This window comes from Ignavibacteriales bacterium (assembly GCA_016709155.1).
In the GTDB taxonomy this organism is placed as follows: domain Bacteria; phylum Bacteroidota; class Ignavibacteria; order Ignavibacteriales; family Ignavibacteriaceae; genus JADJEI01.
This window is the reverse complement of sequence record JADJEI010000006.1, coordinates 209,402-232,237: the sequence shown is the minus strand read 5'-3', so window position 1 is coordinate 232,237 and position 22,836 is coordinate 209,402. Positions and strand designations below refer to the sequence as shown.

At 34.5% G+C, this 22,836-nt stretch carries 21 protein-coding genes; 4 read left to right on the top strand and 17 right to left on the bottom strand.

The features are described from left to right. Nucleotides 1-4 precede the first annotated feature (4 nt). The 17 genes from IPH11_11595 to IPH11_11515 form a co-directional block, all read right to left on the bottom strand. Nucleotides 5-871: a glycosyltransferase family 2 protein gene (locus tag IPH11_11595; protein MBK6914250.1), complete on the bottom strand. Its 867-nt coding sequence runs from the start codon at nucleotides 869-871 to the stop codon at nucleotides 5-7. A 25-nt stretch (nucleotides 872-896) separates the two neighbouring features. Next, the gene (locus tag IPH11_11590; GenBank protein ID MBK6914249.1) at nucleotides 897-2,117 is read right to left on the bottom strand and encodes a glycosyltransferase family 4 protein; all 1,221 of its coding nucleotides are present in this window, start codon (nucleotides 2,115-2,117) and stop codon (nucleotides 897-899) included. Nucleotides 2,118-2,157: 40 nt separating this feature from the next. Then, complete coding sequence (locus IPH11_11585) at nucleotides 2,158-3,252, bottom strand: GNAT family N-acetyltransferase (GenBank protein ID MBK6914248.1); 1,095 nt, start codon at nucleotides 3,250-3,252, stop codon at nucleotides 2,158-2,160. A gap of 66 nt (nucleotides 3,253-3,318) precedes the next feature. Then, on the bottom strand, nucleotides 3,319-4,227 hold the full coding sequence (locus tag IPH11_11580) for a hypothetical protein (protein ID MBK6914247.1): 909 nt from the start codon (nucleotides 4,225-4,227) through the stop codon (nucleotides 3,319-3,321). 63 nt (nucleotides 4,228-4,290) lie between these two features. Further along, nucleotides 4,291-4,950, bottom strand: a complete 660-nt coding sequence (locus IPH11_11575; GenBank protein ID MBK6914246.1) for a GNAT family N-acetyltransferase — start codon at nucleotides 4,948-4,950, stop codon at nucleotides 4,291-4,293. A 17-nt stretch (nucleotides 4,951-4,967) separates the two neighbouring features. Continuing rightward, complete coding sequence (locus tag IPH11_11570) at nucleotides 4,968-5,342, bottom strand: hypothetical protein (protein ID MBK6914245.1); 375 nt, start codon at nucleotides 5,340-5,342, stop codon at nucleotides 4,968-4,970. 168 nt (nucleotides 5,343-5,510) lie between these two features. Further along, complete coding sequence (locus IPH11_11565) at nucleotides 5,511-6,914, bottom strand: T9SS type A sorting domain-containing protein (GenBank protein MBK6914244.1); 1,404 nt, start codon at nucleotides 6,912-6,914, stop codon at nucleotides 5,511-5,513. 114 nt (nucleotides 6,915-7,028) lie between these two features. Continuing rightward, a complete protein-coding gene (locus IPH11_11560; protein ID MBK6914243.1) occupies nucleotides 7,029-8,363 on the bottom strand; it encodes a hypothetical protein in 1,335 nt (444 codons plus the stop codon). 196 nt (nucleotides 8,364-8,559) lie between these two features. Next, nucleotides 8,560-9,783 (bottom strand): carboxylate--amine ligase, encoded by a 1,224-nt coding sequence (locus IPH11_11555; GenBank protein MBK6914242.1) that lies wholly within the window; start codon nucleotides 9,781-9,783, stop codon nucleotides 8,560-8,562. Between the two features lie 28 nt (nucleotides 9,784-9,811). Then, complete coding sequence (locus IPH11_11550; GenBank protein MBK6914241.1) at nucleotides 9,812-10,513, bottom strand: hypothetical protein; 702 nt, start codon at nucleotides 10,511-10,513, stop codon at nucleotides 9,812-9,814. Beyond that, nucleotides 10,510-11,694 (bottom strand): hypothetical protein, encoded by a 1,185-nt coding sequence (locus tag IPH11_11545; protein ID MBK6914240.1) that lies wholly within the window; start codon nucleotides 11,692-11,694, stop codon nucleotides 10,510-10,512. The genes IPH11_11550 and IPH11_11545 overlap by 4 nt, the downstream gene beginning before the upstream one ends. Before the next feature lie 24 nt (nucleotides 11,695-11,718). Then, nucleotides 11,719-12,609, bottom strand: coding sequence for a phosphoenolpyruvate mutase (gene aepX / locus IPH11_11540; GenBank protein ID MBK6914239.1), 891 nt, complete (start codon nucleotides 12,607-12,609; stop codon nucleotides 11,719-11,721). 43 nt (nucleotides 12,610-12,652) lie between these two features. Further along, nucleotides 12,653-13,615 (bottom strand): hydroxyacid dehydrogenase, encoded by a 963-nt coding sequence (locus IPH11_11535; GenBank protein ID MBK6914238.1) that lies wholly within the window; start codon nucleotides 13,613-13,615, stop codon nucleotides 12,653-12,655. Between the two features lie 203 nt (nucleotides 13,616-13,818). Further along, nucleotides 13,819-14,556, bottom strand: coding sequence for a peptidoglycan bridge formation glycyltransferase FemA/FemB family protein (locus tag IPH11_11530; protein ID MBK6914237.1), 738 nt, complete (start codon nucleotides 14,554-14,556; stop codon nucleotides 13,819-13,821). A gap of 145 nt (nucleotides 14,557-14,701) precedes the next feature. Beyond that, the gene (locus IPH11_11525; protein ID MBK6914236.1) at nucleotides 14,702-14,848 is read right to left on the bottom strand and encodes a hypothetical protein; all 147 of its coding nucleotides are present in this window, start codon (nucleotides 14,846-14,848) and stop codon (nucleotides 14,702-14,704) included. Nucleotides 14,849-14,895: 47 nt separating this feature from the next. After that, on the bottom strand, nucleotides 14,896-17,391 hold the full coding sequence (locus IPH11_11520; protein ID MBK6914235.1) for a polysaccharide biosynthesis tyrosine autokinase: 2,496 nt from the start codon (nucleotides 17,389-17,391) through the stop codon (nucleotides 14,896-14,898). Between the two features lie 36 nt (nucleotides 17,392-17,427). Continuing rightward, on the bottom strand, nucleotides 17,428-18,033 hold the full coding sequence (locus IPH11_11515) for a hypothetical protein (GenBank protein MBK6914234.1): 606 nt from the start codon (nucleotides 18,031-18,033) through the stop codon (nucleotides 17,428-17,430). A gap of 507 nt (nucleotides 18,034-18,540) precedes the next feature. Here IPH11_11515 and IPH11_11510 point away from each other — a divergent pair. The 4 genes from IPH11_11510 (at nucleotide 18,541) to IPH11_11495 (ending at nucleotide 22,540) form a co-directional block, all read left to right on the top strand. Further along, nucleotides 18,541-19,404: a DegT/DnrJ/EryC1/StrS family aminotransferase gene (locus IPH11_11510; GenBank protein MBK6914233.1), complete on the top strand. Its 864-nt coding sequence runs from the start codon at nucleotides 18,541-18,543 to the stop codon at nucleotides 19,402-19,404. Between the two features lie 158 nt (nucleotides 19,405-19,562). Continuing rightward, on the top strand, nucleotides 19,563-21,002 hold the full coding sequence (locus tag IPH11_11505) for a sugar transferase (GenBank protein ID MBK6914232.1): 1,440 nt from the start codon (nucleotides 19,563-19,565) through the stop codon (nucleotides 21,000-21,002). A gap of 31 nt (nucleotides 21,003-21,033) precedes the next feature. Beyond that, nucleotides 21,034-22,053: a Gfo/Idh/MocA family oxidoreductase gene (locus IPH11_11500; GenBank protein MBK6914231.1), complete on the top strand. Its 1,020-nt coding sequence runs from the start codon at nucleotides 21,034-21,036 to the stop codon at nucleotides 22,051-22,053. 19 nt (nucleotides 22,054-22,072) lie between these two features. Next, the gene (locus tag IPH11_11495) at nucleotides 22,073-22,540 is read left to right on the top strand and encodes an N-acetyltransferase (GenBank protein ID MBK6914230.1); all 468 of its coding nucleotides are present in this window, start codon (nucleotides 22,073-22,075) and stop codon (nucleotides 22,538-22,540) included. Nucleotides 22,541-22,836: the final 296 nt, after the last annotated feature.

The following is a 22,836-nucleotide window of genomic DNA, read 5'->3' as shown; positions in this document are numbered from 1 at the left end:
TTAATCAATCAAGTTTAAGACTGGTTCGGATTTTTTTAAGCTGCTCCGATCTTAGATAGTCTTTAAAGTCTTTTGAAATAGGCATATCATATTTCTTTATCGCTCCCCAAATATATCCTGAGAATAAAAATAGACTTCCCAAAAAGTAAGGGGGTAATGAAATATTGCTGACCAATTTAAATATCTGAAATAATGGGTGATAACCAATCGAATAATTTCTTAACCCTGCTCTAAATTTTTGTTTGATAATATTATTATGCGCAGATCCCGTTGGACGATGATGGAATACTTTATTTTGGGGAAAGTGTTTCACTTCCCACCCCAACATTCTTGCCGATGTTTCAGCCACTGCATCAATACCACCAAAACGAAGTGGTTTATAACCGCCGATTTCCTCATAACATTTTCGACGGAAAAGTTGGAAGGGACCACCAACACTATCGGGTGCACATTTTAACATCTGAAATTTATTATTAATAAGGTCATATCTTATTCCTCCACCCACTCCTAGTTTTGGATTCATCGCAAATTCATTTAAAATGTTTTCATAATAATTCGGATCAAATGAAACGTCAGCATCTAAATTACCGAAGTAGTCAAAATCTAATTCCTTAAGTTTTTGATATGCGAGTGAAATAGCTCGAGCTTTAGCTCCAAAATTTCTGGTCTTATCACTACTTTTTTTAATTAGCTCCATAAATTTATTGTCAACTAAATATTTCTCAACAATCTCATCAGTTCTATCTGTAGAACCGTCACTAACTATTACCCATTTAATCGGTTTAATAGTTTGTTTTATTACCGACTCGATAGTTTTAGTTATGTAGGCTTCTTCGTTTTTTGCCGGAGTTATAAGAACGTATCTAATCATGGATTGTTAATTGTCAGTATAAATATTAAAGTAATTTTGAATTATTTAATTTGTCTTTGACTAATTCTCTTTCAATTTTAGCCAGTTGTTTCTTCTGATCCTGCCATCTGTAATTTTGATAAACACTGATTGCTTTTTGCAGAGTGTCTTCTCTATAATTTTCATTAGTATAAACTTCGTAAATTTTTTCTGCAAGGTTTTCAGCATTCCCCGGTTCAAAATAAAAAATTGATTCTTCGCCAAAGTAATCCGAAATGCCTTTTGTTCTAGGGACGATAACAGGCTTCTTATTTATTAAGTATTCAAAAATTCTAACCGGAAAATTTAGTTGAGTAAAATTATTTAATCTATTTGGTATTATACCTAAATCTATCTTCGGAATGAACATAGCAATTTCATCATTTATTACAGATCCTTTTATTTCAACCAAATCTTTTATACTTAATTCATCAATGATTTTTTCTGCTTTTGATTGAAAATTGCCTGAACCAAAAATAACAAGTTTTATATTAGGAATTTTATTCCTCAGCAGCGCTACTGCCTTCAGTCCAATATCAAGCCCGTGTTGTTCGATGATTGCGCCGTGATACATTAAAACATATTTTGATTTCAGCGATTCGCTTCTATCAGTCTCATTAAAATACTTGAAGACATTTTCATCCGGAGAATTCATGATAATATTAATTTTATTTTCGGCGCAGCTTCTTTTTGAAAAAATATTTTTGAATGCAATGTTCGGGGTAATTACTACATCGGAGTACCAAATGCTAAACTTTTCAATTTTCAATAAAAATTTATAGACAAAGCTATCTTGTGAAGTTTTAAATATAGAAGTAAAAAGCTCCGGCATTGGATCGTGAAGATCAATTACAGATTTACAGCCAAATAATTTTGGAATGAAGCCTGTGAAAACTAAAAAGTCCGGCATATTATGTACGTGAACAATGTCATAATGTTTTGAGAAATTTAATACTGTCACTTTCCAAAATGCCCACATGAAAAAATACAAATATTCCCAAATGTAACCGATCTTACCGGCTCTTTTTCGATTTAACTTGAGCCGATAAGCATTCACACCGCGCACATTTTCTTGCGGCAGTTCACCGCGTGAGGTTCGACAAATAACATCTACTTTCATACCCTCTGCAATCAGTGCTTCAGCTTCTCTTCTCACTCTAACATCTATCGGGTAAGAGGAGAAAACCACCATGCAGATATTTATTTCCTTAGTTTTTATCTCGCTCATATAAATTTATTTAATATCATATTTTTTTTATCTAAATCTCTCAAAGAAGACGATTTGTGATTGATCCTGAATATTCGATTAATGGCAGCGGTAAATGACGCCAAATTATTGCAACCAATGAAGAATTATTTCCGGGATCTAATTTTTCTTTTGGCTTATAATCAGATTTAAGGTAATAATGAAAAATTTCACTTTCGGCCATGCCCCATTTCTTTTTATAGTGATCAAGGCCATCGTGCTCGCCCTGTACCTCTCCCATATCAAATATTTTAAAACCCTCCTCCTGTGCCTTATTTAACTCGTACCAATGCAGTAAATCATTCACCCTGAACTTAAAATATTTCCTGCTGCTTCCTTTGAATGCTCCATAAATTCTTTCTTTATAACGAAAAGAAATTGCACCATTTAAAAGAATAGTCTTCGAGTTTACCTTCATCTCAACTAAAGAAATACTCATTAAGCCAGCACTATGAAATTCATCCCATAAATCTTTGAAGAAACCGAATCTCCTTGCCGGTGTTGTATGAAATCTCATTGTTTCCAGATACAGATGATACCAATTATGCAGGTCATCAATGGTTTCAGCTTCGCGAATACTAATATTATTTTCTTTTGCTTTATTTATAGCTCTTTGAACTTCTTTTTCTACACTGTGACTTGCTAAGGATATTTTAATTCCTTGTGACGGAATTTCTTTATAATAAGCTTTCCTCCAGGGAACACAAACTAATTTGTCATCAATCTTATCCAGGTTTCCACATTCATATTTTAATTGTAAAACTATCTTTGATTTAGATTTAGTTAAATCAATTGCTGAATCAATTAATAGTTTTAACACTTCAGGGTTTTCGGCTATAGGTCCTGCGATTGGCGAGCGCGGTAATGAAGCCAGCCTTCGTGCAACTAAAATCCCTCCTAAACCAAACGGCAATCCTTTGGTAAATAGGAGCGGCATATAACCTACTATATTTCCCAGTTCATTGATACAAATCAATTTGATCGCCTTTTGTGAGGACTCTTTCGCGAGTATCTCTAGCCACTTGGGCAGATGGTAGAAGGTTGCATCGTGATTTACTGAAAGAAAATCTTCTATTCTTCTATTGTCGGAAGAAACAGCACCAATAATTTTATACATAATATACTTTGCTATAAGATTAAAAAAATAATCATCAGCATAGCACATCTCATACTACTTATGACACTATAAGTAATTTTGATCCATATATTCAGCTAATTCTTTTGGTAGTGGATTCCAGTACTGATTTTTGTATTTCGATTTAACATACTTTAGAAATCCCTCGTATTGACTTACATGAAATTCTTCGGTTTTATTTGGAGTATGCGAAAAGTTTATATAATCAGGATGAACATTTAATAATGCCATCCCTCCTTTTTCAGCTATCCAATCTAATTTCTTTTTCCAGATGTCATTTGATTCATTCATTAAAACAAGAAGAGTGAAATCTTGAACCAGAGTATAAGGAAATTCCCAATATCCTTCTGTGGAGCCATTCCGTTTTACGAAGAAAGGAAAAATTGTTCCAACGCCATCAGACTGTGGTTCGAATGGATCAGTATCAAAAGTTGAAAGATCATATTTGACATTTAGTTCATGCTGCCATTCAAGATTGTGGTGCATTGCAGGCGCTCTGAATCCAACTGCATTCCACTGCTCTAAATACCCGTTAATCTTTTTTGCTCTCGTCGAAAAAACTTCTCTCGAACTAAAAAGTTTTCCATCGTGATTTAAACCATGAACACCAACTTCAAATCCATTCCGAACTAACTCATCTCTAACTTTTGAAGAAACGTTGTAACGTTCGGGGACAAAATTGAATGATGATCTGAAACCGAGATTCTTTTCAAGTTCCATTAATTCGACACATTTATCATGCCCGCCTTGAAGTTCAACGTCGTGGGTTAAAACTAATGTAAATTTTTTATTGTCCTTCCAACCGGGGAACTCCTTCGGTTTCATTCCAGCGGATTCAAGTATAGGCCAAACATCCTTAAACTTTTTAATTTTAATTTTAATAAGAATACGTCTTAAAAAAATTTGAACGTTTCTTGGGATTAATGGTTTTAATATGTAAAAAATTTTAGCGAGCATTGTAATAAAATTTATTTTATTAAAGATACTTGTATGTCCATTTTCCTAGCAATGCAGAAACATTTAATGGCAGTCTTTCAATAATCTTTTGTTTCCACCTTGCACACTTTCAATGTCAATTTCATTTCCATAAAGTGATACTTGTTCTGGGAAATAATAATGGTATATCTGAATTATTTTTGTTCCCCATTTTTTCTTGTAAGCAGCTAATCCCGCTTCATTTTTTGAAACCTCACCAAAATCATAAGTATGACATCCGATTTGTTGGGCGTCTGAGATAGCTTGCCAATGAATTAAATCATTTGGGCGTAATTCGAAGGTGCTTCTATCGCTTCCATTAAAGGCATAAATAGCATAACCATTAAAATAAAACAGCAGAGATCCGGATATAATTTTATCTTTGTGAATTGCGAGATAAAGTTTAAGATTTTCTGAAGGATGGAATTTTTCCCATAATGCTTGAAAAAATTTTAATGATCGAGCCGGAGTTGAATGAAATCGCATTGTATCCAAATACAGTTTATACCAAGCTATTAAATCACTATCGGAATTTGTAATCTGAATAGTAACACCATTATTCGCAGCTTTATTTACCGCTCTTTTAATTGCACTATGGTTTCGTGAATCGCCGAATCTTAATTCAGCATTTTTATCACCAGGAATTTCGAAAATATATGACTCACGCCAGGGAATACATGCTAATTCTTCTTTTGAATTGTTCAATTTATCCGAAAGTGATTTTACCTGAAGAATTTTTCCACTGAAATTTTTTGAAGTTTAATAGCTTCGTCAAGCAGGAGAGTATCGATTTCATCTGAATTAGAAAGCGGACCACCGATTGGAGTGCGGGGCAGGGAGGATAATCTTGCAGCAGCGGTTACACCACCCATTCCCAGCGGGAAACCTTTCGTAGTAACTAACGGCATGACGCCGAGAATATTTTTTTTATCATCAACGCAGGCTAAACGAATGAGTTTTTCTCCCGATTCCTGTTGAATGATTTTAAGCCAGCTTGTAGTAAAATAAATTTGTCCTTCCGGATGTGAGGCAACAAATTTATCCCATTTGGTTTCTAATTCTAAATTTTGGTTATCAATAAAAATTATTTTGTTCATTAAATTCAATAAGAAAAAATTACATGTAGTTCGGTAAAAATCTTACCCTCTAAAATTGTAAATAAAAAATCACAAAAATTCCTGAATAACTCACGTAGTTATCATTAATTAAAACATGCTTGAGTTTCTGCAAACAATTCCAAAATGCGAATTATTTGCGGGAGGTGATTATTTTAACAAAGTCATCTTTTTAGTAATGACTTTGCCTCCTGCGTTTATTACATAAATGTAATTACCATTGGCAAGATTCGTACCATCAAATTGAAGAGAATAACTGCCTGCTTCTTTTTGCTCAGTAATCAGCAAGGCTGTTTGTTTTCCTAATAGATCATAGACTTTTAACGAAACGAAAGTGTTTGATGGAAGCGTAAAATCAATAGTAGTGGTGGGGTTAAAAGGATTAGGATAGTTTTGTGAAAGGCTGAACTCTATCGGGATATTTAAATTTACAGAAATGATTTTGGAATATTCAAACGAGCCGTCTGTATCAATCTGTTTCAGTCTGTAGTAATTAATTCCAGTTTCGGGAGAATTGTCTTCAAATGAATAATACTTAGTCGAATTGCTGTTTCCGTTGCCTTGCACAAAACCAAACTTACTGAAGTTTTTTCCATCAATAGATTTCTCAACATCAAAACCGTAATTTCTAACTTCTGTGGCTGTTTCCCAATTTAAAATAATATTTCCGCCAATGATCCTGCCGCTGAACAATGATAACTCAACAGGAAGGGGTGCGTTGCTGCTTGCAAGTGTAAATTCAGTTCCCGTCAAACCACTTTTGGTAAGAGTATTGGCACCTTGATCCAATGTAGCGGTTAAATCTGCCCAGGTGTCATCAGCCAGATTATCTCGATACAAAAGATTTAATCCGTTTTCGGAAGTAATTCCCGGGTGACCGTTATAATTATAAACAAGAGTGTAAGTCGGTGTACTGGTTCCAAAAACTTTTACACCCCAATAACGCAACGGGTCAATGTTTGTGTAAGTGCCTGAATTATTTGAAGCACCTGACCGAAGTGGAGTAGAATCAACACGATAAACTTGTAATCCCGTTATTGTTCCGCTAGTGGTTGTTGCTGTTATCTCGTCGCCATCAGAATGACTTAAATTTTGGGTGAAGCTACCAGTTGGATCATAATCATAAGCGCTTTCATCGCCAATTGCAGCACCAGACCAGCTATAAGCATAGACCGGAATATCGTGAGCATCAACATAGTTGTTGTTTGATGTTTTGTCATTTACATGTAATCCTTCAGGTGCATCAAAATTCCAGTAGGCTATTAATCCACTTTCGGAGCCTGTAAGTTTTTTGCACATATTTGTACGGATCTCATCGACTGTTTTAACAACATTCCAAATTCTAATTTCATCCAACTGTCCTTCAAAGAAATTGAATGTGTTCTCAGATCCTAAATAGAAACTGCTCGAATTGGTACTAATTGTGCCTGATGTTGAATTTGAATTATCTAAAATTCCATTTATGTATATCTTCATCCCTGTGGCTGAGCTGTAAGTTGCAGCTATATGAGTCCATACTGAACTACCAGCCGTATAAGATGAAGAGGAAGTCAAGGTTGTAGAGTTTATTTTGAAGGTAACATTACCTCCTGAAGTTAATGCAAGATCATAACCAGTGGATGCGGTAGTTTTACTAATTAGTGATTGGTTTTTTTTGAATGTTAGGACTTATCCATCTTCTAGTGTAATTGCAGTAGTGATATTTAAGCTGGAAGATGAAGCGCCCCTTTTTAATTGATCATTAGATCCATCCAAGTTGAATGCAAAACCTGCTCCATTAGTTGTTGAATCTGCAGATAATTTTGCAATTACTCCATGCCAAACATTTAAGGAGGTAGCAAAAATAATAACAACACTATCCGAAAAAGTTTGCTTTGTTGTAGAAATATTATTCAGGTTCAAACTTCCATAGACTAAAAATCTTTCAGGATGGGAAAAATTGATCGAACTGATCGAAGATTCCTTATACAGTATATCATCGTCGCTTCCACGTGATGCGGTGTATAAAACTGCTATTAATCCTTTTGTTTCATTTAAAATTACCTGTGGTCGCGTTCCTGGATTATTGTCGTCTCCTTCGGTGACTGTATAAAGTGGATCCCATGTTCCATTACTATGTTTTACTAATAACCCTATCTCAGGATAGTTTGGTTCATCATATCCGGTTTTTACTGCAGCATAAATGGTTCCATCAGAGGCAACTTTTAAATTGATATGATCATCTCCAACTCCTGCGTTAGGGTCAGAAGCAGTTACAATAGTTTCGGTTGTCCAAGTATTAACATCATCCCCGTCAATATGATAAGCGAATCTGAACTGAGTATTGGGTTGATCTGACCACATTACTCCAATTTTGCTAAGTCCATCCGGATCATAAGCTGTTATTGCGCAAATGTCATCACCGCCAACACCAGTGGCAAGAGTTATGGCGGCACTGAATGAATTATAAGGATAATCACTCCACCGAACATTAATATTTTTTAAATCACCATCTCCACTTCCTGATCCTCCACCATCCGAAGCTAACCAAAATCTTCCATTCTTATCAATATCAATTGTGGCAGTTTCGCAGTAGGAATCAAGAGATATATTAGTAGAACTAAGCAAGGAGTAAGTAGAAGTACCTGAATCAAATTCATATCTCAAAAACTTTGCAGTTTGCGAAGATGGAGTGTTAGGTGAAACGAGAAGAATATTGACAATATCGGCTTGTACTTTAACATCCGCTTTAAATGAATTAGAACCTGAAAGTTGATTTTTTTGTGTCCATGTCGTGCCTTCCAACCTGTAAATATATGTCCCACCACTTACCGGAATTACAGTCCACCAGTATCCACCATAAAACCAAACTTTGGATTGAGGTTTATCAGCAGTAGTTGCATTGGCGTTTATAGTACCTAAAGAAGTAATAGTTTTAAAACTCTGCGCCTGAACAACTGCAGTAACTAAAAGCAAACTTAGTATTATTAAAAGCTTATTTTGAACTCTTTGTGATTTTATCATACTCAATAAATATTTTTCTTACTCACTTCGAAATGTCTTTTCAATATTAAAAATAAAAATCATCATCTGCAAACAATTGATGATTTATTTTGACAGAAAATTCTAATATTTATGTATTAATATTTTGAAAAAATCTCATTTCGGAAAAAGATTAATAAAAATATTTTAAGTCTTTTTAACGGTGGATAATCTGATATTAAGTTTGTTCAAGTTTTTTTCCGCTAAATAGTGACTTGAATATGAAAGCGAATATCAAACTCATTTCACCAAGAAACGGTTTAGGATCTTTCAAAGAAAATACTGCAAAGTACTTCGGACCGCTTACTGATTTAAAATATTCCCTTATTGTTAACTTATCTTTTTTCCAATAATTTATCGCTGACTGAAGATCAGTTCGAATATGGATCCACTTAATTCCTTTGTAAGTCTGAAATCTTGAAGAGGGGAGTGGTAATCCGAGACAATCGCAGTACATAGTGAAAAGTAAATCAACGCCGCAAGCTTCGGATAAAGCTGATCTGCCCGTCGGTCTGCCGATGTTTGGCTCGATGATATAATATTTCCCGGTACGAATATCTTTTTTTAATTCGAGGTAAACTAAGCCGATGTAATTAACTTTCTTGAAAAGTTCGTGCGAAATTCTAACGACTTCATCATCAATGCAATCAATTCCGAGCGCTGTATTTCCAGTTTCCGGAGGCCATTGTCTTAATTTTTTTGCAGTAAAAGTTGCTAATGGTTCCGACTTAGAATTGTAATAGCAATTGCTCGAATACAGATCTGAATCAGTTCCAACAATCCATTCCTGCACCATCAGAGTATCTGCCCACTGCGAACACATTTCGTAAGTTTTAAGATATTCTTCTTCGCTAAAAACTTTATAGACTTTATGTAGCTTTGAATATTTTTCCCACTTTGCGCTCTTCATCGGAGGCTTGATTATCGCCGGGAAAGTCAGATGTTTAGCCACACTGATTGCTTCATCTTTAGATTTTAATAAGTAGAATTTTGCAACGGGAAGATTTTCTTTAACTGCAAAGTCATAAAATTTATATTTATCCATCAGCAGCTCCACTGTCTCTTCTGAGGGCAGGGAAATGTGATAATACTTTGAAAGCTGCTGTCTATTGCGTGAAACTAAAAGCACACTGTTATCCTGGCAGGGGTAGAGAACGGGCTTTAATTCAAACTTTGGACCCATTTCCATTAGCAAGTCTATCAATGCTTGAGTTTTCGTATCTACTTTAAAAACTTTTTCACAAGTATTTGTTCGCGCACAATAGTGATCTGGATTATTAGCCATTCCAAGAACAGGCACTCCGCGCTCGGCTAACAATCTTGAAGACTGAAGTCCGGTGAGATAATCCATATCAATAAGAACTGCGTAAGGTTTTCCGTTTTTACTTTTTATTTTTTCCATTGCTGCCGGTTTAACTTTTCATTTAATATTATTTTGATTTTCCATTATTCACGAAATCAATTATAGTATTATTGACTTCATTGAAAACTTTTTCTATTGGCTGTGTTGTATCAACGATTACAAAATTTTTTAATGCTTTACCAACTTTCAAAAATGTTTCGGTTCTCGTTTTTAGATATTCAACATCAACCTCATGCTTTCGTTCGTAAAGTACTTCTGCGGGGGCGTTCAGAAAAATTACTAGATCCGGTTTCGAATAAACTTTATTGAGAAACCATCTATGTATTTTATTTGTAAAGCGCTGCTTTTTTAATTCTTCGCCGGTAGCGCTTGTAGCCGCATCAAATATAAAGAGACGATCAAACAATACATTATAGCCGCGTATCTGGAATGTCCATGATATAAATAACCTGTATAATTCCTCTGAAACTCTTTTTACTAATCTTGCTGTTGCCCCAACCTTTCCTCTCGGATCTCCTCTTCGGTTGTCATCTATTTGGTGAAGAGAGATATTTTTTAACTCGACATTTTTCAAGTGCTTGTGCTTGCGTTTGTACTCCCATAGTTTTACTTTATATGCTAATCGTGAGGTTGGGAGAGCATAATTACTTGACTCAATATTCAATCCCATATACAAATACTTTAATGGAACCGGAGGAGATTGCATTATTTTTTTAGCTACAGTTGTTTTGCCCGAGCCGTCAGCTCCAATTAAAGCTATCGTTTTCATTTAACTTCGACTGATTTTATTGTTGGTGGATACATTGCTTGATGATTTGATGAATTATTTCGCTCAAAAATAATCTTCATGTTGTCGAACAATTTTTCAAACGAAACAGGATAGGGATGAACAACTTTGTGAGCGGTTTTGTTTTTGAACGCTTCATTTAACAAAGCCATTTGTTTTGTTCCAATATTTTCGAGCAATTCATTTTTAAGATTTGGAAATGCATACTTGAATGTTAAATACTGCTCAATGAACGAAGCGATTTCATAATTCTGAGAATTTATCATTCGATCAATCACTTCATCTATGCTGCAATTTTCTACTTTTATTTCATCATTATCGTGGCTCATAATTAAGATAATATGATCGAGCGATAACTTTGATTTGATCATTTTTGTTTTAAAAATAGTCTTTGGTTCAACTCTGATATTAAGTTGCCGTCTGAATGCGGGCATTGCTTCGGCAAGTACTTTTGTTGGAAAAGAATTTTTTAGAAAAGACTTTTTTAGAAATTTGTAAAGTGAATCAAAAAAATGGATCAAACCGAAAAGCATTATTTTTTGATTCGGAAGTTTAGGAAGAAGTTTTGGTATCTGTTCAAATTGCCATTCCCAAACACAAACAGAAACAGGTATTCCAAAAATTGTTTTTCCATCTTGAGAAATTACTACTGTCTCATCGCCAATATATTCTGCTTCATTATTAGCAAAAGCTAGCAGTGATTCAGTCTTCCCGCCTTTAGACCATCCCATTACAAGCGCTGTTTGATCATTGAACCTGAATGCAGAAGCATGAAGGGGGATATAATTTTTTTTCAAAAAAATTAAATTAATAAAATGACGAAGCATTGGAATTTCAGGAGTACCGGATTCACAAATTATTTCAAAGTCTTCACCAATTTTATCGAATGGGATTTTAACCTTAAGCTGGTTTCTGCCTGTTGATAATATGTAAAAGCCATTTTCATCAAAGGCTGCGTTATTTAAACCAATGTATGTTAAAAGGGGAGTATCAATTTTATTGACGAAAGTAATTTTAATATCAGGTTCATTTTCTGTTTGACACTGATATTCGCCAAATGCATTGTTAAATTTTTTTAAATCTTTATCAGATGGATTTACTAACCTTAATCGTACAATACCATGCAGATCATAATTGTATAAATTTTGTATGTTTGAATTCATTCAAAGTGCAGCGATAGTTAAAATTTACTTAACCGATTCACCGATCATCGGCAAATATTTTTTCTCTGCTTGCTTCAATTCATCAGCATTTTGTAGTCGGAAAATTTCTTTAACCGAAACAATTTCCGGCTCAACGGACAGTAGTGATCTTTCACTATAAATTTGTTGTGCAGTGTTCTGCATCGCTTTGATAGAAGATCTTAAGAGATGATTTGCCCAAATAATAAGACTGATACCGGCATCTTCAAAAACTTTAGTTGGAGTTTTATAGTACATCGTTGGAACGATAACAATTGGAGCCTGATTCTGCCAGGCGTTCATAAAGTCCAAAATTTGATCAGGAGCGGCAATCTTGCTGTGAATTAAAATTGCATCGGCACCGGCTTTATAATATGCTTCAGCACGCCGCAATGCTTCATCCTGTCCAAGCCCTGCAATCAATGCTTCCACGCGGGCAACGACACAAAAGTCATCATCTGATTGAGTATCTTTTGCAGCTTTTATCTTTCCGCAAAATTCTTCAATGTTTGCCAGTTCCTGCTGTTCACCATTAATAAAAGAATTAGTTTTTGGAAATAGCTTGTCTTCGATACACATTGCTGCGACATTTCGCTGCTCAAGTTTTTTTACTAAGCGGCGAACGTTGTTGAAATTACCATAGCCTGTATCTGCATCAACAAGGATGGGGATATCAGTTGCATCGCTCATATATTCCAGAACCTCGAGCACTTGAGTCCAGCTTGCTTCATTGTTATCTCTTACACCCATGGCAGCAGACATTGATAAGCCGCTTGCCCAAATTCCTTTGAAGCCTGCTTCCTGCACGATCTTTGCGCTTAGTCCGCTATGTGCCTCCATTATAAATTCGGTTTCGTGCGATAAAAGCATTTGTCTAAATTGAGTTGTCTTTTTCATATTGCTCTCTTCGATTTTAGGTAAAAATTATTCGTCAATAAAATTAAATTACTGATGATTCCTGTAAAACTTTGATTTTTTCTTTGTCAAATTCTTCGACAGTTGATAAAATTATTTCGCCTATTTCTTTTTGCGAATCAATTGTCTGGGCACCAATGTGAGGGGTCAAAATAACATTTTTCAATTCGGCTAAAGGAGAAATTTTACCTTCGCCTTCGGCAACGTGAACATCAGTGGCGGCGCCTCTAAGTTTTCCACCTTCCGTTAATGCGTGATACAATGCCTGTTCATTTACAACACCACCCCTTGCAAGATTCATCAAATATGATCCTGGTTTCATTTTATTCAAAACATTCTGGTCTATAAGATTTCTTGTTGAATCATCAAGCGGTACGTGAATGCTCAAATAATCAGCGTTTGCAACAACTTCATCAAATGAAGTAATCTTAATGCCTTTAGCTTTCATTCCGGAAATGAATTCATTAGTTAAATTGGAATGACGGACACAGCCTAAAACATTCATTCCCCATGCCGCCCCCATTGCTCCAACCCGCGACCCAATATTTCCACATCCAACCACACCTAAAACTTTATTGGTGAGCAAGTAACCGTTCATTTCGGATTTTACCCAATGCCCATTTCTCCATGAAGAATCTGCTTTGAATAAATCTCGGGATAAAGCGAGCATAAATGCGAAGCTTAGTTCTGCAACTGCTTTTGCCCCCGGCTGAGGAATACGGACTAGCTTTATACCTCTTTGATTAACATAATTTAAATCAAGATTGTCAAGTCCCGATCCAGCACGTAAAAGCAATTTTAGATTAGGAGCGCTTTTTAAAACGTCAGTGGAAATTTTTACGCCGCTTCTAAAAATTAAAATCTCACGGTCAGCTATTGCTGAGATAAGGCTTTCTTCAGAAGCATTAAAAGAACAGACTACATCATGCTCTTTTTGAAGTTTTTCAATAGCACTTTTATGAATCGAACTTGCAATTAGGATTTTCATTTATTCCTCAGATTAGAATTTATAAAATTATCTCACCCACCGAACAAGTGAATGTTTTTGCTAATTTAGAACAAATAATGTTCCAGTAAAATTTCTTTAATTTATTTGATATTTAGAACAAATTTAATGCTTAAACAGGACACAGTGTTTCAAGGTGATAATTTTTCCATGTAATAGTTTCCCTAAACTAAGCAATTTGATTCTTAACCGATATGTCTGTAAGCTATTTTACCTATTGCTTTCAATACTGGAATTGGAAGTGCAGCAAAATATTTGTTATGCTCGCCATGAGTTTTGGTTGTCAGTTTCACAAAATCCTTTTTCCTAAAATCGTAACGGTAAGTTTTAATTTCAAATTCTACAGTGTTCCATCCATTCTTAAATCTTCTTAGCCCGTCATTTTCCGGTTCTGTTTTGCCAAAGTAAAATTCTTCATAACCCAGTGCAGCGTAATGACGAATCGCTTCCCACATCACTAAATTATTTGCTCTTAAATTTTGGAATGAAAGATCAGACGCACCGTATTTATACAACACTTTTTTTCCATAATGGAGGTAGACAGCACCCGCAATAATCTGTTTATCGTGAGATACGAGACATATAGTGCCCTTTCCTGTGCTTATGATTTTTTCAAATAAATTTTGGAAAAAATTATACGGCTGAGGAGGCAAACCGTGGCGCTTTCGAGTGATCAGATTCAAATTATAATAATCATTCATTGCTTTCTGAGTGCTTGAAATTTCAACCTCGAGTCCTTCAGAGAGTGATTTTTTAATATTTCTTTTTGTATTGCTGCTAAATGAACTGAACAATTTTTGCTCATCTGAATTGAGGTAGAGAAGATGTCCGAAGTCAATAGTGGCAGGTTCGCGCAGACAAAGGAATTTTGCCCCTCCTTTAATTTCAAGATATTTCCATTTGGCTTTTTCTCCTTGCTTCAATAGTTTATTGAAGCAATAGTCAAAAGCAGTTTGATCGGCAAATAGAGGTTCGCAATAATCACTGAAAGGCAGACATACTGCTCTCTTGCCTGTGATAAAACTATTTATCTCAACTAAAGGGAAGTATTCAAATGATGAATCGGGCTCATTCCTTTATAACAGAAATATTTTTATAATTATAAGATTCTATAATTAATTCTAACCATTCTTTTGTGTTAAAGAATGAATAGTCGGGATTTGAAAGTACATTTTTCTCCCATCCTTTAATAGATACTTGAGGATTTGTAAGCATTAATTCTAAAGCAAAAAATTATTATCTATTGAACTTATAAAATGAAATCAGGCTTTTGATTCAACAACTTCACCGCTCTGAACAGTTTGTTTAGAAGTTTCACCGTATTTTTTATGTCCATATCCATATCCATATCCGTAACGATATCTATATGAAGATTTTTCGACATCGGCTGAATTGACTACTATTCCGCGTATCTTGATGCTTGCCTGCATCATATCCTGAATACCACCGTAAACACTCTCTTTAAAAGAGAAGCCAGGACGAACGACGAGTATGGCATCTTTCACAAAACGCCCGAGTATCAAAGTATCAACAACACGAGTAACAGGGGGAGTATCAATTATAATAAAATCATAAGCAGATGAATTAATAGTCTCGAATAACAATTTCATCTTTTCTGAGTTAAGAATATTACCGGAGTCCTCCGTAGTTCCGCCAGCCGGAAGTATGTCAATTCTTTTTAATATTTTATTGTAAATTTTTGGCGGCACATCGTTCATTAAATATTCAATCAAGCCGGGTGATTTTTCGGAGATGTCAAATTTCGAAGAGAGCTCTGCCTTTCTTAAATCGCAATCTATCACAAGAACGCGTTTATTTTCTTGTGCGATGGAGACAGCCAAATTTGAAACGACACTCGTTTTTCCAGTATTTTCTTCACAACTGGTTACGAGGAATATTTTTTCTTTTCCTTCCATCTGGAAAAGTATTTTTGTTTTAAGCAGGCGAAATGACTCGGTAAATCCATCAGCGTTTTCCATCAGTGTTACCAATCGTGATTTGCCATCTTGAGCATTATCAATTTTGCTTTTAATTTCGGTAGTGTAAGCTGGAACTATAGCAAGAATAGGAATCTTAAAATCTTCCTCTAATTCATCAAGATTAATAAGTTTGGTGTTCTTAAATTCAAGGATAAAGATGGACATGACCCCGATAAAAGCACCAGCAATAATGGCTAATATAAGATTAAGAAGTTTTTTAGGTGAAATAGGATCCAGAGGGGTATGTGCGGGATCAACTATAACAATGTCTTGAAGTTTGGAAAGTTCTGCCATTCTCATTTCCTCACGTTTATCTAAAAGGAGGGTGAAAATTTTCTCATAAACATTTTTTTGACGCATTAAGTTTACTAAACGATTTTCCTGTGCTGGAAGCGTTTCCATCTTAACTTCATACTTGGACATCAGGTTGGTAATCTGCAAAAGTTTTTGCTCCAACGCATTTGAAATAATTCCGTAGGAAGTTAGAGTGTTTTCATTAAACGAACCCAACTTATTTTTCACGAGATTTATCTGTTCATCAAGTTTAATAACATCAGGATGGCTCTCTGTTCTTTTTTGAAGCAGCTCAAGTCGTTGAAGTTCAAGATCTGACATTTGTTTCATCGCTGCAGAGAAAGGGGAGTTAGTCGGTTCATTACCTTCAGGGGCAAGAAAACTTTGGTCAAAATATCCTTTATTGCCGAGTTCCTTCTGCATATCTCCCATCTTGTTTTTGTACTGTCCAAGCTCCAATTCCGTTTTCATCTTTTCAGCTTCTAATGAGCTAAGAAAATTCACTAGTTCTTCAGAACTTCTATCAATGGTCATAATTTGACCTGAGGATTTGAAACTTGTAAGATTTGCTTCTGCTGATTTTAATTTCTCCTGCATTTGTTCAAGCTGTTGATCAACAAAATTAAATGAATAACGAATTGTTTCTTTCTGCTGATCTATTCTCGACTCTCTAAATTTATCGGTTAGCACATTTGAAATTTTGGCGGCAGCAAAGGGGGAGGAATGTTTGATCGAAACTTCGAAAACGTCGGTCTTTAATCTTCTCTGCACATATAAGGATTTTTTTAATCCTTCAATGGTCGAATAGTAATTGTCTAATGTAAAATAGACTTTAGAACCCGGTTCAGCATTTGTCCATTTTAAAGGAATATCGGCTATATCAATACTAAAGTTAGCGGTTAAGGAATCACTTGTGGTTTGTAATAATCTGTCATTTTCTGCACTATATAATGAAAAATTAGTCTGATTGTTGACTTTTACATAAAATTTAGCAGTTATATCAAGCTGTTTAACTTTTATTCTGCCGAACTCAGGAAGAGAACCAAGGTTTGGTGCGTTAAGGTAAAATTCAGGGCTCTCGTATTCGATAGCATTTTTAGCCAGTTCGATTGATTCACCATTTGGTTTTACAATTTTATCAACAGTTAAAAATAAATTTAGTGAATCAGCAACTTTTCTTAACACAGTCCAGGTTTGCACCAATTCCATTTCGGTTTCAATTATATCTTGGTTTTGAACATTAAGAATATCCTGAAGATCAGGCTTGATGCTTGTTTCTGGAGCGTTTTCTTTTTTTAATAGAACTGTTGCTTCGTAGATAGGTGTCGAAATAAAATTGTACAAAAATGCAATTATTAGAGCAAGTCCCACAGAAATTATCAAATACCATTTATGTTTATTTAATATTTGAAGTAAATCAACTAAAGATTTCTCTTTTCTCTTAGGTCTCGTTGATCTTAATTGAGGATTTTTTTCTTTTGCCATATAAACCTTAAAATTCTTTTTTTAATTCAATTTACTTTACTTTAGTAATAATGCGGCTACCGATACAAGTACAGTTAATGCGCCTGCTATGATGGTTACGCCCTTTGCATCAGCCCACCATGTTCTTGGAACGTAGATTCTATCTCCAGATATTAAACCTAGATCACCTAATGTGTTTCCGGATTCTATCATGTCCCGTGCGTCTAATTCAATCTCGACACTATCCCGGATGATAAATATATTATCAATATCGGCATCACCGGTAACACCACCGGCAAGTGCAAAAATTCCGGATAATTTTTCAACATCAGTTACAAAATAAAAGCCGGGTTGTTTAACTTCGCCAATAATATTAATCTTAAATAATGGTTGAATTGTTAACTCAGGGTTACGATAGAGGGAATCATACTTCTGAATTATTTCATTTTTAATCAGTAGGTAATTTTTATCATTTGTGTAAATTGTACCTATGTAGGGGAGCTGCAATGTTCGGTCGAGCTGAATAAAATAATCGCCGGATATTTGATCAGTCACATTAAAGAGCGTAAGTCTGATACCATCTCCGGGATTAAGATTTTGCGCGAAAGAGGTAGAATAGAGAACAGCTAATAAGGTAACGACAAAAATTATTAATGTTTTCATCTGTTTATTAAGTTTATTTAAAGTTATAATTCTTTACCAATTTAATACCAAATAGAAGGAAAGCTAAAAATAATATAATCCTCTCTAAGGGTTTAGTAAGTTCCTGAATATTCAAAACCTGTACCAATAGTTTTCAAAAGTTTCCTCTATAACACAATCAAATTTACAATTTTAATTTAATAAATCAATTTTCTTTTTGCCAAAACGAGAAAAAGTATTTAAATGAATCATCGAACAATCACTTTTGAGTAAAAATCTAGGTTAAGACATTTCTTCAAGGAAATAATAGAAGAAAAATATATTTTTGAGACAGGATTTTTATTTTTTAGTGACTCATTCATTATCCCAATGGCAATTATATTATCACTATCAATAGGATTCAGGGAAGGCAATATACAGTGAGGCACAGAAATTGCTAAAAATCGCTTCAAATTATGGATCAACAATACTATGTATCCATAATATTAAAATAATTATTAACTAAACTAAAATCCAATTGGAGTCAAAATGCAAGTACCATTTCTCGATCTAAAAGTTCAATATAAATCTATTAAAAAAGAAATTGATGATGCAATTCAAAATGTTCTTGATAATACCGCATTTATTTTAGGCGATGCAGTTCATAACTTTGAACAAGAATTCGCCAAAGAACATAATGTAAAATATTGTCTTGGCACCTCGTCAGGCACTGATGCAAATCATTTAGTTCTATGGGCAGCAGGTGTAAAGGCTGGTGACGAAGTGATAATTCCTGCCAATACCTTTATCGCTACGGCTTGGGGTGCTACTTTATGTGGTGCTACACCAGTCTTTGTAGATTGTCATCCGTTAAGTTATAACATTGATCCGGAAAAAATTGTTGCTGCAATAACACCACGAACAAAAGCAATTGTTGCCGTGCACCTATATGGGCAACCAGCCGAAATAGATAAGTTAAAACAGATTGCGGAAAAATATAATCTTTTGCTAGTTGAAGACGCCGCACAAGCTCATTTTGCCGAATACAATGGGAAAAGAATTGGAAGCACAACTTACGCTACTTCTTTTAGCTTTTATCCAGGGAAAAATTTGGGAGCATTTGGCGAAGGGGGCGCTGTTGTCACAAATAATGATGAAGTATTTCATAGAGTGAAACTTTATAGAGAACATGGACAGTCGCAAAAGTATTATCATGAAACCTATGGGCATAATTATAGAATGGAAGGTATTCAAGGTGCGGTTTTAGGAGTAAAATTAAAACATCTCGATTCTTGGACTAAAGGTCGAAGAAAAGTCGCCTTAAAATATAAAGAAAGACTATCATCAATCGAGCAATTATTTAATTTAGTTATGAAACAAAAATGGGGGCTTGAACTTTGCGTCTTAAGATAATAATGAAAAAGATTTATCTCTCACTTTGGAACAAGTATTCATTCATTTTCCTAATAAATCTTCCATAAAGTGAAAGAAAACGAGTGAATGATTTCGGCACAGTTTTAGTCAGACTTATACCAATTGAAAAATTTTGAATAATAAAATAATAAATCAAAGTGAAAAAATTACCTGGTTATAAGTCTTTTTTTGGAATCATGGATTTCATAGTGATTTTTGCATCATTCTTAATGACAGTTTACTATCTCAGGACTGAAACAAACCTATCTTTTTTGGAGTTTTTTTATTCAATCAGATCGCTCATTCTAGTACTGTTTCTGCTTTCACTGTCTTTCATCGTAATCTTTAAATATAACGGGTTATACAGGATCAATATCATATTAAGCCGTGCTGCTCAAACTGTGAATATTTTAAAAGCACTCTACTATGGAGCACTGCAAATTGTAATTGTATCCCTATTTATCGAAAATAATAAGCTGATTGATTCCCGTCTTATCCTGATTGTATTTCTCTTTATTGGCGGTCCATTAATTTATGTTGTTAGAGTAGAAATATTTAGAACTTTATTTACATATTTAAAATCAAATAGTTTAAGAAGAAATGTTCTGATTGTAGGTGATGGAAAAGCCGGCAAATTACTCGCAGCAAAATTATTGTTTGAAAATCCACTGGGTTTAGAAATTGCAGGATTCCTTGACGATGATTTACCTATCGGGTCATATGTTGTTGGTGAGAAAAAGGTTTTGGGAAGAATTAGTGAGTTGGAAAAAATTATTAAAGTTTATAAGGTAGACGAGATTCTAATCGCAATTGAAAATGAAAGCTATGAGCAATTTCTGAATGTCGTAGATAAATGTAAAACACTGCAAACCTCAGTTAGGATAACTTCAGAATTATTTGATATTGTTGCAAAAAAACTCAATATCGAAAAGTACATCGACATACCGATTGTGGATGTTGCTCCTCACTACCAAAATAATTTAACTCTCTTTCTAAAGAGATCATTTGATGTTTTAGGAGCATTTTTTGGGCTCCTAATATTATCGCCTTTCATGATTACAATAGCTATCTTAGTTAAAACAACCTCCAAAGGTCCAATATTTTTTAAACAAAAAAGAATTGGGTTACTAGGTAAAGAGTTTGATTTTTATAAATTTAGATCGATGCATGTGCTTTCAGGCGAAGATGAGGAACGTAAAAAAATGATGATCGATTTTATGAAAAATAGAAAGCCTGAAAGTATTGATACCAAAGTAATTAACGATAGTCGTATAACCTGGATTGGTAATATAATTCGTAAAACTTCTTTAGACGAATTACCTCAATTTTTTAATGTACTTAAAGGTGATATGAGTCTCGTTGGGCCACGCCCCTGTTTGCCTTATGAATTTGAAAACTACGATGAATGGCAAAGAAGGCGAGTGAGCGTAATTCCCGGCTGTACAGGTGTTTGGCAAGTTTGGGGAAGAAGTTCAGTTTCTTTTAAGGATTCAGTAGTACTCGATCTGTATTATATTAACAATATGTCACCTTGGTTTGATTTACAACTTATATTGCAAACTATTCCAACAATCCTCTTTTTAAGAGGAGCAAAATAATTTATTCAATTAAGAAAATGGGAAAAAATATATGAAAATCGGAATAATTGGACTTGGTTATTGGGGTCCTAATCTAGTTCGTAATTTTTCATCGCAATCTGAAGTCACTGAAGTGATTGCGTGTGATGTTAGAGCTGAACGTAGAAATACAATTAAGAAAAAATTTCCAAGTGTCAAAGTTATTGATAGTTGTGAAGAATTAGTTAATAGTGATGTTGATGCCATTGTAATCGCTACTCCAGTCGCATCTCATTTTAATATCGCTAAAAAATGTCTTGAAGCCGGCAAACACATTTGGGTAGAAAAGCCTTTTACGGCGAGTTCACTTGAAGCATTAGAATTATTAGATATAGCTGAGAGGAAAAAACTTAATATATTTGTGGATCATACTTTCATTTATACTGGCGCTGTAAGAAAGATGAAAGATCTGGTTAAATCGGGTGAATTAGGGAATATTCTTTATTTTGAATCTGAAAGAATAAATCTTGGACTATTCCAAAAAGATGTTAACGTTATATGGGATCTTGCTCCCCACGATTTATCTATAATGGATTACATAATGGATACTCAAAAGGTCGTTGCAGTTTGTGCAAATGGTATAGCTAATTTCAACGGTTTAGAAAATGTAGCTCACATATCCGTATATTTTGAAGAAAAATGCTTTGCTCATTTCCATGTAAATTGGACATCGCCAGTCAAGATTAGAAGAATGATGGTCGGTGGAGATAAAAAGATGTTAGTTTTTGATGATATGGAAAACTTTGAAAAAATAAAAGTTTATGATAGTGGAATTGAGATTAATACAACAGAAGGAATTCACGAGGCATTGGTTCAATACCGAATTGGGGATATGTTCTCTCCAAAGGTAAATCAGACTGAGGCATTGGATTTGGGAGCAAAAGAATTTATCGCTTCAATTATAGAAAATCGCCTACCCAAAACAAATGGATACGATGGTCTAAAAATTGTCAAAATTTTGGAAGCGAGTTCAAAATCTCTTGCGAACAGAGGGGAAATGATTGAGATAAATTCTTTCGCTGAAGCTTATTAACGAATTAACCGAAAAAAGTATGGAAAAGAAAAATATTAATAATGTAAAACTTGGCAAAGATGTAAAAATCTTTGATTTTGTCAACCTCTATGGGTGTTCAATTGACGATGGCTCTAAAATTGGTACCTTTGTTGAAATTCAAAAGAATGCATCAATAGGTAAAAATTGTAAAATTTCATCGCATACTTTTATTTGTGAAGGTGTACACATCGGCGATAATGTTTTCATTGGTCATAATGTTACTTTCATCAACGATAAATACCCGCGAGCTACTAATGAAGATGGATCTCTTCAAACTGAAGTAGATTGGACAGTTGAAGAAACATTTATTAAAAATGGAGCTTCCATCGGTTCCTCGTCCACTATATTATGCGGTTTGACAATTGGTGAAGGGGCGATAGTAGGTGCAGGATCTGTTGTTACTAAAAATGTACCGCCTAAGACTATAGTCGCCGGCGTTCCAGCCAAAGTTCTAAAAAAATCATAGTATGTATTTTAAGTAAAAAAAAAGCCTGGATTTAACTTCCAGGCTTTTTTTTTGTAATAAATATTTTTATCGAAACAATAGAAACAATGATATACTAAGAGAAATAAAGTAAATAACACTTAGTACAAATTTTGTGGGAACTGGTCTACTATTTTCATTCTTATAGTTGGATGTAAAATCTTTAGAGTATTCGTCATTGGGATCAATATGTAAAATACCGATTCCTTTTCCTGTAATTCCGTGTCCAAAACTTTTATTCATTGTCAGTTCCTTGTTAAATCTTTTTGGACAAAGAT